At 70.7% G+C, this 12975-nt stretch carries 11 protein-coding genes; 3 read left to right on the top strand and 8 right to left on the bottom strand.

Annotation, left to right across the window (positions count from 1 at the left end; translation table 11 throughout):
• Position 1: 1 nt before the first annotated feature.
• Complete coding sequence (locus AB0B58_RS13845) at positions 2 to 1168, top strand: PQQ-binding-like beta-propeller repeat protein (RefSeq protein WP_360222772.1); 1167 nt, start codon at positions 2 to 4, stop codon at positions 1166 to 1168.
• Positions 1169 to 1256: 88 nt separating this feature from the next.
• On the opposite strand, the gene AB0B58_RS13840 is transcribed toward AB0B58_RS13845, so the two are convergent.
• From AB0B58_RS13840 to AB0B58_RS13815, 6 genes are all read right to left on the bottom strand, one after another.
• A complete protein-coding gene (locus tag AB0B58_RS13840) occupies positions 1257 to 2087 on the bottom strand; it encodes an ABC transporter permease (protein WP_360222769.1) in 831 nt (276 codons plus the stop codon).
• On the bottom strand, positions 2084 to 3061 hold the full coding sequence (locus AB0B58_RS13835; RefSeq protein ID WP_360222766.1) for an ATP-binding cassette domain-containing protein: 978 nt from the start codon (positions 3059 to 3061) through the stop codon (positions 2084 to 2086). The genes AB0B58_RS13840 and AB0B58_RS13835 overlap by 4 nt, the downstream gene beginning before the upstream one ends.
• A gap of 46 nt (positions 3062 to 3107) precedes the next feature.
• Positions 3108 to 3944 carry an SDR family NAD(P)-dependent oxidoreductase gene (locus tag AB0B58_RS13830; RefSeq protein ID WP_360222762.1) on the bottom strand — a complete coding sequence of 279 codons (837 nt, stop codon included), beginning with the start codon at positions 3942 to 3944 and terminating at the stop codon, positions 3108 to 3110.
• The gene (locus tag AB0B58_RS13825; RefSeq protein WP_360222759.1) at positions 3941 to 5371 is read right to left on the bottom strand and encodes an NAD(P)/FAD-dependent oxidoreductase; all 1431 of its coding nucleotides are present in this window, start codon (positions 5369 to 5371) and stop codon (positions 3941 to 3943) included. Before AB0B58_RS13825 ends, AB0B58_RS13830 begins: the two co-directional genes overlap by 4 nt.
• Before the next feature lie 14 nt (positions 5372 to 5385).
• Positions 5386 to 6054: a DedA family protein gene (locus AB0B58_RS13820; protein ID WP_360222756.1), complete on the bottom strand. Its 669-nt coding sequence runs from the start codon at positions 6052 to 6054 to the stop codon at positions 5386 to 5388.
• Positions 6055 to 6195: 141 nt separating this feature from the next.
• Positions 6196 to 9054 (bottom strand): GH92 family glycosyl hydrolase, encoded by a 2859-nt coding sequence (locus AB0B58_RS13815; RefSeq protein ID WP_360222753.1) that lies wholly within the window; start codon positions 9052 to 9054, stop codon positions 6196 to 6198.
• A gap of 223 nt (positions 9055 to 9277) precedes the next feature.
• Here AB0B58_RS13815 and AB0B58_RS13810 point away from each other — a divergent pair, with 223 nt between their 5' ends.
• Positions 9278 to 11188, top strand: a complete 1911-nt coding sequence (locus AB0B58_RS13810; RefSeq protein WP_360222750.1) for a sulfatase — start codon at positions 9278 to 9280, stop codon at positions 11186 to 11188.
• A gap of 75 nt (positions 11189 to 11263) precedes the next feature.
• The gene (locus tag AB0B58_RS13805) at positions 11264 to 11419 is read left to right on the top strand and encodes a hypothetical protein (RefSeq protein ID WP_360222747.1); all 156 of its coding nucleotides are present in this window, start codon (positions 11264 to 11266) and stop codon (positions 11417 to 11419) included.
• 42 nt (positions 11420 to 11461) lie between these two features.
• On the opposite strand, the gene AB0B58_RS13800 is transcribed toward AB0B58_RS13805, so the two are convergent.
• Both AB0B58_RS13800 and AB0B58_RS13795 read right to left on the bottom strand, forming a co-directional pair.
• On the bottom strand, positions 11462 to 12775 hold the full coding sequence (locus AB0B58_RS13800; RefSeq protein WP_360222744.1) for an alpha-amylase family protein: 1314 nt from the start codon (positions 12773 to 12775) through the stop codon (positions 11462 to 11464).
• Between the two features lie 83 nt (positions 12776 to 12858).
• A partial coding sequence (locus AB0B58_RS13795; protein ID WP_360223654.1) for a sigma factor-like helix-turn-helix DNA-binding protein occupies positions 12859 to 12975 on the bottom strand: 117 nt, incomplete at its 5' end.

Raw genomic sequence — 12975 nt, 5'->3', positions numbered from 1 at the left:
TGTGCGTTTACCCCGATTTGAGCGTAATGCCCTGCGCACCGCCGCTCGTCGTCTCCTGACCCTCGGCACGGCCGCCGCCATCGCCGCCACGGCCGGGGTCGCCCCCGCCCGGGCGGTCAGCTCCAGCCCGGCCGATGCCCCGCTCTTCAACGGATCGGTGTACGCCATCGCGTACCGAGGCGATGCCGTCTACGTCGGCGGATCGTTCACCAGCGTCGGGTGGGGCGGGCGCAGCTACGCCCGGCAGCGGCTGGCGGCGTTCGACGTCGCCTCCGGCGCGCTGCTCGACTGGGCACCGTCCGCCGACGGCACCGTTCGCGCCCTCGCCGTCAACGGCACGTCGGTCTACGCCGGCGGCGGCTTCCACCGGATCGCGGGCATCCGGCGCGACGGCCTCGCCCGCCTCGACGCGTCCACCGGCGAGGTCGGCGCGTTCTCGCACGTCATGACGGGGTCGCCGTACGCGCTCTCGATCGCCGGCGGCCGGCTCTACGTCGGCGGCAGCTTCGACTCGGTCGACGGCCGGTACCGCGGCAACCTGGCCGCCTTCAGGCTCGAGGACGGGGCGCTCGACACCCGGTGGCGGCCCAGCGCCGACGACTCCGTGCACGCCCTGGCCACGAAGGGCGCACACGTCTACGCGGGCGGCGCCTTCCACATGATCAGTGGAATCGAGGGCACGATGCGCATCGCCGCGCTGCACGCACAGACCGGCGCGGTCTACCTGCCGTTCCGGCCCAACGCGCCGGCACAGGTCAACGCGCTCACCACCGACGAGAAGGGCGTCTACGCGGCGACCGGCGGCCAGGGCGGCCGGGCCATCGCGTACTCGGACGTCGGCGCGGTCCGCTGGAGCCGGCTCTTCGACGGCGACGCGGTGGCGATCACCTCGCTGCGGGGCACGGTCTTCGTGGGCGGCCACTTCGACCGGGCCTGCCTGACCAACCGCAACGGGCTGCACGGCGCCTGCACCGACGGCGGGGTCGACCGGGTCAAGCTCGCGGCGATCGACGGCCGCGGCGCACTCACCGGCTGGGCGCCCAAGGGCAACGGCGTGATCGGCGTCCGCGTCCTGGCCGTCGACCGCGACCGCGCCACCGTCGCCGCCGGCGGCGACTTCACCACGATCAACGGCGAACCCCGCAAACGTTTCGCCTATTTTTCCTAGCTGCGCTCGAAAGTCCCACCGGCCGGCGAGAGCTTGGCGGCGGCCATCAGCGCCCGCATCCGGGAGCTGATGGGCCGCCTGCTCCGACTCAGACCTTCTTCCGGTACGCCCGCAGCGCCAGTGGCATGAACACCACGACGAAGCCCGCGCACCATGCCAGCGTCCACCAGGCGTGGTTGCCGAGCGGCGTGCCCAGGAACAGGCCCCGCATCGCGCCGACGAGGTGGGTCAGCGGGTTCACCTCGACGAATCCCTGCATCCAGCCGGGCAGCGTGGCCGTGCCGACGAAGACGTTGGAGGCGAAGCTCAACGGCATGATCACGGCGAACATGAGGCCCTGCACCGCGCCCGGGGTACGCACCTTCATCGAGACGTAGACCGGCAGCCAGCTCAGGCAGAGCGCGAAGAGCACCGCCAGGGCACAGCCGGCGGCCGCGCTCAGCGGATCGGTGGTGATCCGGAAGCCCATCACGTAGCCGATCGCCAGCGTGGAGAAGGTGACGATCACGTAGCGCACGATGTCGCCGAGCACCGCGCCGAGCAGCGGCGCCGAGCGTGGCACGGGCAGGGACCGGAACCGGTCGAAGATGCCCTTGGCGAGGTCGGTGTTGAGGTTGACGCCGATCGCGATGCAGCCGGTCGCGATGGTCTGCGCGAGGATGCCCGGCAGCAGGAACTGCAGGTAGTCGTGTGTGGATCCGGCGACCGCGCCGCCGAAGATGTACACGAAGATGACCAGGAACAGCACGGGCTGAAGCGTCACGTCGATGAGCGCCTCGGGCGTCCGCGCGGTCTTGATCAGGCTGCGTTTGGCGAGGGCCATGGAGTGCCGCACGAGCCGGAAGGGCCGCGGATTCGGGGTCACCGTCGTCGGCATGACCGGGTTGCCGGTCCGGGGAGCGCCGATGGTCGTGGTCACGCCGCCACCTCTTCCTTTGTCGTGTCGTCATCGGCGGCGGTCCGCCCGGTGAGCGTGAAGAAGACCTCGTCGAGGCTCGGCAGGTGCAGGGCGAGTTCGGTGACGGCGACCCCCGCGGCGGCCAGCCGGGCCACGGCCTCGGTCATGGCCCGGTCGTCGGTGACCGGAACGGCGAGCATGCCCTTGCGGATCTCGTCGGCCGGCGCCCCCGAGGAGACCTCGGAGAGGATCGACGCGGTCAGCCGCAGCTGCCCCGGGTCGGAAGGGCGGACCTCCAGCGTCTGGCCGCCGACGACCCGCTTGAGCCCCTCGGGGGTGTCGTGTGCGATGACCCGGCCGTGGTCGATCACCGTGATCTCGTCGGCGAGCGCGTCCGCCTCCTCCAGGTACTGCGTGGTCAGCAGCACGGTCGAGCCGCCCTTGACGAGGGTGCGGACGACGTCCCACATGTCCTCGCGCTTGGCGGGGTCGAGGCCGGTGGTCGGCTCGTCCAGGAAGATCACGTCGGGGGAGCCGACCAGACTCGCGGCCAGGTCGAGGCGCCGGCGCATGCCGCCGGAGTAGGTCTTGGCCTGGCGGCCCGCCGCGTCGGTGAGGTCGAACCACTCGAGCAGCTCGGTCGCCCGGCGGCGGGCGCCGGCCCGGCCCAAGTCCAGCAGGGTGCCGAAGAGTTCTAGGTTCTGTCGGCCGGTCAGGTCTTCATCGACGGAGGCGTACTGGCCGGTCAGGCCGATCACCTGGCGGACCTTCTCGGCCTCGCGGACCACGTCGAAGCCGCTGATGCTCGCGCGGCCCGCGTCCGGGTTCAGCAGCGTGGAGAGGATGCGGACGGCGGTGGTCTTGCCCGCGCCGTTGGGTCCCAGAACGCCGAGCACGGTCCCCCGGGGCACCGCGAGGTCGACGCCCTGCAGGGCCTTCGTCGACCCGAAGTGCTTGACGAGGCCCTCGGCCTCGATCACCAGATCAGCTGTCATGCGTCCCAGCGTGCGCGGACCCGCTGACACGGCGCCGACACGGCGCCTACATGTTCCTCCTCGCGACCTGACGCGCCAGGACGTTCCAGTACCGGCCGGGCGCGACGCGGGCCAGCACATCGGCCATCCTGGCCGCCCAGGTGATCACCAGCCGGGGTTTGCGGGCCCGCACCGCCGCGATGATCAGCCTCGCCGCCTCCTCGGGCGGCATGGTCAGCGCGGTGCGGGTGAACTCGGCGGCCCGGGCGGCTTGGCTGCCGTCCACGTCGGGGACGGTCAGCCGGGCGCTGGTGGCGATGTTGGTCCTGATGCCGCCGGGGTGCACGACCGTGACGCCGACCGTCCCGGACAGCTCGTGCCGCAGCGCCTCGGAGAAGCCGCGGACGCCGTACTTGCTGGTCACGTAGGCCACCTGGGTGGGTGGGGCGATCAGACCGAAGAGGCTGGAGATGTTGACGACGTGTGCGCCCGGGCGGCTCATCAGCTGCGGCAGGAACGCCTTCGTGGTCCTGATCACCGCATGCAGGTTGATCTCCATGAGCCAGTCGAAGTCGGCCATGCTGACCTCGTCGAACGTGCCGCTCAGCGCCACCCCGGCGTTGTTGATCAGCAGGTCGGCTCCGCCGTGCCGGGCGGCGACCTCGGCGGCCAGGTCCAGCCGGTCGCCGCCGTCGGAGAGATCGACGACGTGGGTGCTGACCTCCTTCGCGCCGATCTCGCGGGCCTGCCCGGCGATCTTGGCGAGGCCCTCGGCGTCCCGGTCCACGAGCGCGAGCACGGCGCCGCGCCCGGCCAGGTCGAGCGCCAGCGCGGCACCGATGCCGCTGGCCGCGCCCGTGATGACACACGTGCGTCCGGCGAATTCGAAACGATTCACGATCATGCTCCCGTTCTGGTCCGCGCGAACCGCATGTCACCGTCGTCGATGCGGCCCAGTCGCATCCGCGGCAGATCCAGCAGGTAGTTATTGCGCATCCGCCAGGCGCGGCGGTCGCTCTGCCGGGGAAGTACCGCGGCGGCCCGCCGGACGTAGCCGGAGTCGAGATCCATCAGCGGCCGGCCTGTGTCGTGCGCTTGCGCCGGCAGCTCCGGGGTGGCGACGTCGATCCGGTGCCGGGCCATGTAGTTGAGCAGCCGGCAGACGTACCGCGAGGTCAGGTCGGCGCGCAGGGTCCACGAGGCGTTCGTGTAGCCGACGCACCAGGCGAGGTTGGGCAGGCCGTCGAACATCATTCCCTTGTAGACGTGCAGGTCGTGGGAGTCGATCTCCCGGCCGTCGACGGTCAGGGCGATCTCGCCGAACGCCACCATCGTCAGGCCGGTCGCGGTGACGATCAAGTCGGCCGGAAGGTGGCCGCCGTCGGTCAGCCGGACGCCGCTCTCGGTGAACGTCTCGATCGTGCCGGTCACCACCGAGGCCCGGCCGGATCGCATCGCGGCGAACAGGTCACCGTCCGGCACGACGCAGAGCCGCTGGTCCCACGGGTCGTAGCGGGGTACGAAGTGCGGATCCACCGGCACGTCCGCGGGAAGCTGCTTCGCCACGCCCTCCCTGAGCGCCCTCGCCGTCCGCTCCGGCCAGCGCCGCGACGCCTGGTACAGCGCCCAGGTGAGCAACACGTTGCGGGCGCGGACCAGGCGCGGGCTCAGCCGCTTGACGGCGCTCTCCCCGGTCGGCAGGACCAGCAGGTAACTGGGGGAGCGCTGCAGCATCGTCACGTGCGCGGCGCGCTCGGCCATCGCGGGCACCAGCGTCACGGCGGTCGCCCCGCTGCCGATGATCACCACCCGCTTGCCGGTGTAGTCCAGGTCCTCCGGCCAGTGCTGCGGGTGCACGGTCTCACCGGCGAAGCCGTTGCGCCCCGGGAAGTCGGCCTCGTAGCCGCTCTCGTAGCGGTAGTAGCCGGTGCACACGTACAGGAAGGAACAGGTCCACTCGTCGCCGGTGGCGGTACGCACCGTCCAGCGCGCGTCCGGCGTCGACCAGGCCGCGCCGACCACCCGCTGGCCGAAGCGGATCTGCTTGTCGATGCCGTACTCGGCGGCGGTATCGCGCAGGTAGTCGAGGATGGTCCGGCCCGCCGCGATCGACTTCGGTTGCCGCCAGAGCCGGAACGGGTAGCCGAGCGTGAACATGTCGGAGTCGGAGCGGACGCCGGGATAGCGGAAGAGGTCCCAGGTGCCGCCGCTGGTCTCGCGTGCCTCGAGGATGGCGTAGCTGCGGCCCGGGCACTCGGTCTGCAGCCGGTAGGCCGCGCCGATCCCGGACAACCCCGCGCCGATGACGAGTACCTCCACGTGCTCGGTCATCCATGGATTATCCGTCAGGCTCGGGCCTCTTCCGGTGCGCAAGCGGCGGCGGCGCGGGCGCGGCGCCGGCGGACGTGCCGGATGTGCAGCCAGGCATAGCCGCCGAGCGCGATCACCACCGCGGCTATCGCCCAGTACCGGTACTCGTGCGCCCGGTCGATGATCTCCACCAGGTGGGTGCCCAGCAGGTAGGCGACCGTCGTCCACCAGCCGACCCAGAGCGCGGCGCCGATCGTGTTGTAGATCAGGAAGGTCCGCCAGGGCATCGCGGTGATGCCGGCGATCACGCCGTTGAGCTGCCGCAGGCCGTCGATGAAGCGGGCGACCACCACGATCCGGTTGCCGCGCCGGGCGAAGAACCGCTCCGCGCGCTCCAGGCGTTCCGGGGTGATGAAGATGTATTTGCCGAAGCGGTGCACCGCCCGGCGGCCGCCGCGCACGCCGATCCAGTAGCCGACGTTGTCGCCGAGCACGGCCGCCACGAAGGCGACCGCCGCGACGGCGAAGATGTCCAGCCGGCCCCAGCTCGAGTAGATCGCCGCGGCGATCATGAGCGTCTGGCCCGGCGCGGGTACGCCGAAGCTCTCGACCCCGATGACACCCGCGATGGCGAGGTAGCCCCACCTGTCCAGGATGGGAGCGACGCCGTGCAGGAAGCTGGGTAGATCGTCCACGGGGGGCATGGGCTGAGCGGTCTCCCGTCCTCGGTGTCGGGACCCGCGGTCCCGCCTCAACGGTAACCACTCTCCGCAGCCACGGACGTGGGGGTGCCCCGGACGATTCCTCGTCAGGGCACCCGCCGTCGCGACTCCGCAGGGTTACGACTAGTTCTGCGGCGGCACGTCTCCCGGGCCGCTTCCCCAGGTCAGGCTGGGTGTGGCCGACAGGGTGAAGCTGAGCCTGCCACCGGTGGTGATCGTGCTCGCGGGTAGCCACCCCTTCGTGGTCGTTTTCCTGTTCACTGTCAGTTTCCGTATGTAGATGGCCTTGCTGTCGGTGCGCGGGGCGTCGATCGTCAGGTCCCGGCCGTTCGCCAGATGCACGACCGCCCGCGGGAAGAGCGGCGTGGTGAGCGCCAGCTCCGCGCGGGTCGGCACGGTCGGGTAGAGGCCCAGCGCGGAGAAGACGTACCAGGCGCTCATCGTGCCCGCGTCGTCGTTGCCGGGGATGCCGCCGGTCCCGTTGCTCCACTTGCCGTCGATGATCGCCCGTACCGTCTCCTGCGTCCGGTGCGCGGCGCCGAGGTAGTTGTAGAGGTACGGCGTCTGGATGTCGGGCTCGTTTGTCGCGTCGAACCTCGTGCTCTTGGTGGCGCTCAGGTCGAACGTGCCGTCCGGGTTGCGGAAGAACGCGTCGAGGCGCTCGACCGCGACCCTGTCGCCGCCCATCGCCGCGGCCAGTCCGACGACGTCGGAGTAGACCATCCAGGTGTACTGCGCGCTGCTGCCCTCGACGAAGCCCGCGCCCGTCGACGGGCTGAAGCCCTCGGCCCAGTGCCCGTCGGCGTACCGGTCGCGCATCCAGCCGACGTAGGCGCCGTCGGCCGGCACCGGGGTCGGCACGGCCGGGTCGGCCAGCTCCAGCTCGGCGAGCTGCACGATCGGTGCGCCGCCGTTGGCGGTCACGTTCAGCCGGTAATGGCTGTACGGCCGCGGTTCGGCGACGGTGTACAGCCGGGTCTGGCCCCGGTTCTCGAACGTCTGGCCGGTCTGCGTGTCCAGGTCCGTCCACGTGGTGCCGTCGGCCGAGCCCTGCAGCCGCCAGTCCTTCGGGTCCCGCGCCGGCACGTCGTTCGCCGAGGTCAGCGCGTACTTCTCGACGGTCAGTGGCGCGGACAGGCCGGCCTGCACCCAGCCGGTGGTGGCGAACGTGAGCCACTTAGTGCCCTTGTCGCCGTCGAAGACCTGTGCCTTGCCCTCGCCGGGAGGGTTCTCCGCGCTCGCGGTGATCTCGGTGATCCGCTCGCGGATGTTGTGCTCGAGGCCCGGGTCGGCCTTGGCGCCGGGGTCGAAGACGTTGCGCCAGTTGTGCGAGCGGCCGAGGAACTCCGCGTGCCGCTCCTTGTCACCCAGGGCCTTGGCCAGTTCGGCGATGCCGTAGTCGGCCGCCGCGTCCTCCAGGGTCTCGGCGGCGCCGCCCCAGCAGTGGCAGTCGTCGGCCGGCACGTATCCCAGCTCCAGGTACTTGTCGAGGGACGGGCGCTGGCCGACGCACTCGACGTTGCAGCCGGCGTCGCTCGAGTCGTTCGCGGTCGGCACGGTCGCCGCGTGCACCAGCGACTCGAAGGCGCCCCGGACGTCGAAGTCGCGGGCGCCGAAGGCGTACATGCCGGCCACCGCGGCCGCCGACGGGTCGCCGGACATGACCGCCGTCTTGCCGTGCTGCAGCAGCCAGCGGTCCCATTCGCCGTCGCGCTGGGTGGCGTAGTTGAACAGCGACTGGGCGAAGTCGCTGGCCATCTTCGGGTCGAGCAGGGCGAGAAGCTGCACCTGGGCGCGGTACACGTCCCAGCCGGAGAAGGTGCCGTACTGGGCCGCCTGCCGGGCGGACAACTTGTGGATCTCGTCGTCGGCGCCGTAGTAGCGGCCGTCCACGTCGCTGGTCAGGGTGGGCTCCAGCATGGCGTGGTAGAGCGCGGTGTAGAACGTGGTCTTCTGGTCCTCGGTGCCGCCGCCGATGCCGATCTTCCTGAGCCGCTGCGTCCAGGCCCTGCGGGCGTCGGCCTTGATCGCCTCGAAGTTCCTCCGCTCGGGCGACTCCCGCTTCAGGTTGGCCCGCGCGCCGTCCAGGCTCACGTACGAGATTGCGACGCGCATCCCGACGCTTGTCGTGCCGGGCGCGAACGACACGTAACCGCCGGAGCCCCGGCCCGGGTTGGGCCGCCCGGTGGCGCTGTAGCCGCTGCCACCCTCGGCGTCGGTGCCGCCCGGGGTCAGCGTCGCGTCCTTCCAGGTTCCGGTCGCGGCGAACGGCTGATCGAGCATCGCGACGAAGTGCAGCGTGTAGTACGCGTGCGAGTTGTTGGTGCTCTGCGGGCCGCAGAAGTTGCCGGCGCTCACCGAGCCGCTGACCGTCCGCGTCGCCGGGTCGATGTGCACCGTCGCGGCCTCGCTGCCGGTCTCCGACATCGACGTGCGGAAGAGCAGGCCGGCCGGCTTGTGGGCGGGGAAGGTGAATCGGCCGAAGCCGGTCCGCGGGGTCACGGTCAGCTCGGCGCCGGCCCCGCTGTCCAGCCCGACCCGGTACCAGCCCGGCTCGGCGGCCTCGTTGGCGTGCGAGAACGTGCTGGCGTAGACGGCGTCGGTGGCGTCCGCGGTCGGCGACGTCGTGATGTCGCCGACGTGCGGCATGACCGGGATGTCGCCGTTCGCGCCCGAGCAGCCGACTCCGCTGAGGTGGGTCAGGCTGAGCCCGCGGATCCGGGTCGCCGTGTACTGGTAGCCGCCCGGCGCGGGCGTCGAGATCTGGTTGCCGCGCGAGGTCTGCGGGCTCCAGGCCAGCATCCCGAACGGCGTCACCGCGCCCGGGTAGGTGTTGCCGAGGTTCGTGGTGCCGATGAACGGGTTGACGTACGCCGCGGGCTCCGCGACCAGTGCGGGCGGCGCAGCCGCCTGTGCTGCCGAGCCCGCCGGCACGGCCAGGACCACACCCGCGAGCGCGGCGACGGTACGGAATCCGAGCATGCGCTTCCCCCTGATGACATCGATGTCATGTCCCATCGAAGGGCCAGCTTGTATCGACGTCTCCCAATGTGTCAACCCCATCCGCCGCACCTCGGGCCGGCACGGCAACCGGCTCTTCCCCTTCGGCCGGGCCGGGGCGCGCCGCCGGCCCGGAGCGCCGATTGAACTACCGGCCACCGAGATCCGTTCCTCTGTTGGGAATGTCCCGGAGGAGGGCCACGTCTTGTCTGGTTCGGTACGCGAAGCACTTGCCACCCGGTTCCGCCGTGCTCCGAAAGCGGAGACGGCGGCGGAGGCCGAGCTCAAAGCCGACACGGTCGCTGAGCTCGAGGCCGACACGGTGGCTGAGCTCGAGGCCGACACGGTGGCCGAGCTCGAGGCCGACACGGTGGCCGAGCCCGAAGCCGACAAGGTGGCCGAGTCGAAGGCAGACACCGAAGCGGCGGCCGAGCCGAAGGCGGCGGCCGGGCTCGCACGGGAGCGCGGCCGCATCCGCCGGATCGCCGGGCATGCGCTCACCGTGTCGGCGATCGTGCTGGTCTTCGCCGCGCTGATCATGCCGAATGTGATCAGCCGGCTGGAGCGCCCGGGCACCTACCTGCGCCTGCCCATCGAGGGCTTCGTCGCCGTCGGCCTGGTCATCCTGCTGCCCGGCCGATGGAAGCGGATCGTCGCGGGCGTGCTCGGTGCCGGGCTGGGCCTGCTGACCGTCCTGAAGATCACCGACATGGGTTTCTACGAGACCCTGAACCGGCCGTTCGACCTGGTGCTCGACTGGGTGCTCCTCGACGACGCGCAGTCCTTCCTCAAGGACTCGGTCGGCGAGGCCGGCGCCACCGGCGCGCTGGTCGGGGTCGTCGTCCTGATCGTCGTCATCCTGGCGCTGATGAGCCTGGCGGCCATGCGGATCACCAAGGTCGCCGCCGGGCACCGCCGGGCCACCACGGGCACGGCCATCACCGGCACCGCGGTCTGGGTGGTCATGCTGATGCTCGGCGTGCAGGCCTTCAACATCCCGGTGGCCGCCCGCAGCTCGGCGCTCTACGTCTACGACCGGGCCGGCGCCGTGAAGGCGGGCCTGCGCGACGAGAAGAACTTCACCAGGGAGGCGGCGAACGACGCCTTCGCGGCCACCCCGGGTGACCAGCTGCTGACCGGGCTGCGCGGTAAGGACGTCTTCTTCACCTTCATCGAGAGCTACGGCCGCTCGGCGATCGAGGACCCGAAGCTGGCACCCGGCACGGTCGACGTGCTCACCGAGGGCACCGAGAGCCTGAAGAAGGCCGGCTTCGCGGCCAAGAGCGGCTTCCTCACCTCGTCGACGTACGGCGGCAGCAGCTGGCTGGCGCACTCCACCTTCCTGTCCGGCGTGTGGATCAACAACCAGCAGCGGTACCGCAACCTTATGGCCAGCGACCGGCTCACCATGACCATGGCCTTCAAGAAGGCCGGGTTCGACACCGTGAGCGTGATGCCGGGCGCCACCCGGGCGTTCCCGGAGGGCAGTTTCTACGGCTACGACCGGGTCTTCGACTCGCGCAACACCGGCTACGTCGGCCCCAAGTTCAGCTGGGCGCCGCAGCCCGATCAGTACACCATGTCCTGGTTCGAGAAGAACGTGCACGGGCCGGAACACGCGCCGATGATGGTCGAGATGCCGCTGGTGTCGAGCCACACGCCGTGGGCGCCGATCCCGCAGTTCATCGACTGGGACGACGTCGGCGACGGCTCGGTCTACAAGCAGATCCAGAAGGAGGGCAAGCGGCCCAAGTCGATCTGGAAGGACCCGGCGAAGGTACAGCGGGAGTACTCGCGGTCCATCCAGTACACGCTGACCACGATCACCACCTGGCTGGAGCGGTACGGCGACGAGAACACCGTCATGGTCTTCCTCGGCGACCACCAGGCCGCGAAGATCGTGACGGGCGAGGGCGCCAGCCGCGACGTGCCGATCACCATCCTCGCCAAGGACAAGACCGTGCTGGACAAGGTCGCCGACTGGGGCTGGACCGACGGCCTCAAGCCGGACCCGGCGGCCCCGGTCTGGCGGATGAACGAGTTCCGGGACAGATTCCTGACCGCGTACGGGCCGTCGGGCGACGTCAGCCGGGCGCTCTCCCCGCCTCAGCGCTGAGACGGGGAGATTGGAAAACGAGCGGGATGGGTATCTGCGGGTCGGCGGAAAGTCCGCCGATGAACGGAGTCCCCCATGCTGATCGTTGGTCTCGTGCTTCTGCTGCTGGGCATCTTCCTCAGCATCCCGGTCCTCTACACGATCGGCGCCATCCTGCTGGTCGTCGGCGCCGTCTTCTGGATCCTCGGATCCGTCGGCCGCCCGATCGGTGGCCGCAAGTATTGGTACTGATCCTCTAGTCGTGAAGGCGCCCGCCGTGCGGCGGGCGCCTTCTCACGCTTCCAGCACGGCCCAGCCGGCGGCGGGCAAAATCACCGTGGCGTCCGGTGTGCCGGCGCCCGTCAGCTTCGCGTCGCCGTTCAGGACCCTTTTTCCGTACGGCACGGGCAGCTCGGCGGGCGCGGCACCGACGCTGAGGGCCACCAGTAGCCGCCGGCCCACGCCCGCGGCCTCGTAGGCGAACTGCTCGTTGGCCAGGTGCACCGTGCTCGTCCGGGCCTGATGCAGCCACGGGTGCCGCCGGCGTAGCCCGATCAACTCCTGGTGCAGGTGATAGAGCGGCCAGCCGTACGGCGCGAGGCCGTCCGGGCGTGCGGGGAACGGCGGCCGGACCGCGTCGTCGCCGTGCTCGCGGTCCTCCTTGACACCGGTGAAGCCCTGCTCGTCGCCCGAGTACACCGACGGCGTGCCGCCGACCGTGAGTAGCAGCGCGAGGGCGTGCGGCAGGTGCCGCTCGTCGGTGATCCTGCTGGCCAGCCGCGTCACGTCGTGATTGCCGACGAAGGTCTGCGGCACGAAGGTGTCCAGGAACGCGTTGTGCCGGTCGAGGGCCCAGGCGAGTTCGAAGAAGTTGCCCTCGTTGAGCGCGCTCCACACGGCCTTCCAGAGCTCGTACTGCGTCACCGAGTCCACGGTGGACCTGGTGACGAAGTCGCCGTAGTCGCCGTGGATGACCTCGCCGACCACGTACGCGTCGGGGAACTCGGCACGGACCCTTGGCAGCACGCCGGCCCAGAATTCGGCCGGGACCGCGTACGCGGCGTCCAGTCGCCAGCCGTCCGCGCCGCGCCGCAGCCAGTGGGTCATCACGTCCGCGACGTAGTCGGTGACGGCCGGCTCGAGGTGGTTGAGCGCGACCAGCGCGTCGTGACCCTCGAAGGTCTCGTACCGCGGTTCCCCGCCGCCGCCGGGCCGTCCGGGCCGGAACCAGCGCGCCGTCGGCGCGTCGCTGCCCTGCGCGAGCACGGCCTGGAAGGCGGCGTGACCCCGGCCGACGTGGTTGAAGACGCCGTCGAGCAGCACCCGCAGGCCGCGGTCGTGTGCCGCGGCGATCAGCGCGTCGAAGTCGGCGTCGTCGCCGAGCCGGGGGTCGATCCGGAAGTGGTCGATCGTGTCGTAGCCGTGCGTCTCGGACGCGAAGACCGGCCCGAGCAGGATCCCCGAGGCGCCCAGCTCGATGGCGTAGTCCAGCCAGTCGGTGATCCGCCCGAGCTTGCCGCCGTCGCCGCCGGACGGGTACGCACCGGCGAAGCCGAGCGGGTACACCTGCCACCACACGGCGTGCTCGACCCAGTCGGGCTCGCTCACAGCATCAACTCGCTTCCTCGCAGGGAGAAGCATACGCAGAACGCCGGCCCGAACCGGGCCGGCGTTCTGCGTATCGGTGCAGGTCAGATCAGCTCGCTGGCCAGGTGGGTGCGCAGCTTGGTCAGTGCCTTGGTGAGCAGGCGGCTGACGTGCATCTGGGAGATGCCGATCTGGTCGGCGATCTGGGACTGGGTGAGGTT

It is taken from the genome of Actinoplanes sp. NPDC049118 (genome assembly GCF_040648555.1).
Taxonomy (GTDB): Bacteria; Actinomycetota; Actinomycetes; order Mycobacteriales; family Micromonosporaceae; genus Actinoplanes.
This window is presented reverse-complemented; position numbering and strand designations above follow the sequence as displayed.

What these genes read in the sequence shown, in the direction of transcription:
- AB0B58_RS13835 (WP_360222766.1), bottom strand. Translation starts at nt 3,061, where the DNA reads ATGACAGCTGATCTGGTGATCGAGGCCGAGGGCCTCGTCAAGCACTTC.
- AB0B58_RS13830 (WP_360222762.1), bottom strand. Translation starts at nt 3,944, where the DNA reads ATGATCGTGAATCGTTTCGAATTCGCCGGACGCACGTGTGTCATCACG.
- AB0B58_RS13825 (WP_360222759.1), bottom strand. Translation starts at nt 5,371, where the DNA reads ATGACCGAGCACGTGGAGGTACTCGTCATCGGCGCGGGGTTGTCCGGG.
- AB0B58_RS13820 (WP_360222756.1), bottom strand. Translation starts at nt 6,054, where the DNA reads ATGCCCCCCGTGGACGATCTACCCAGCTTCCTGCACGGCGTCGCTCCC.
- AB0B58_RS13815 (WP_360222753.1), bottom strand. Translation starts at nt 9,054, where the DNA reads ATGCTCGGATTCCGTACCGTCGCCGCGCTCGCGGGTGTGGTCCTGGCC.
- AB0B58_RS13805 (WP_360222747.1), top strand. Translation starts at nt 11,264, where the DNA reads ATGCTGATCGTTGGTCTCGTGCTTCTGCTGCTGGGCATCTTCCTCAGC.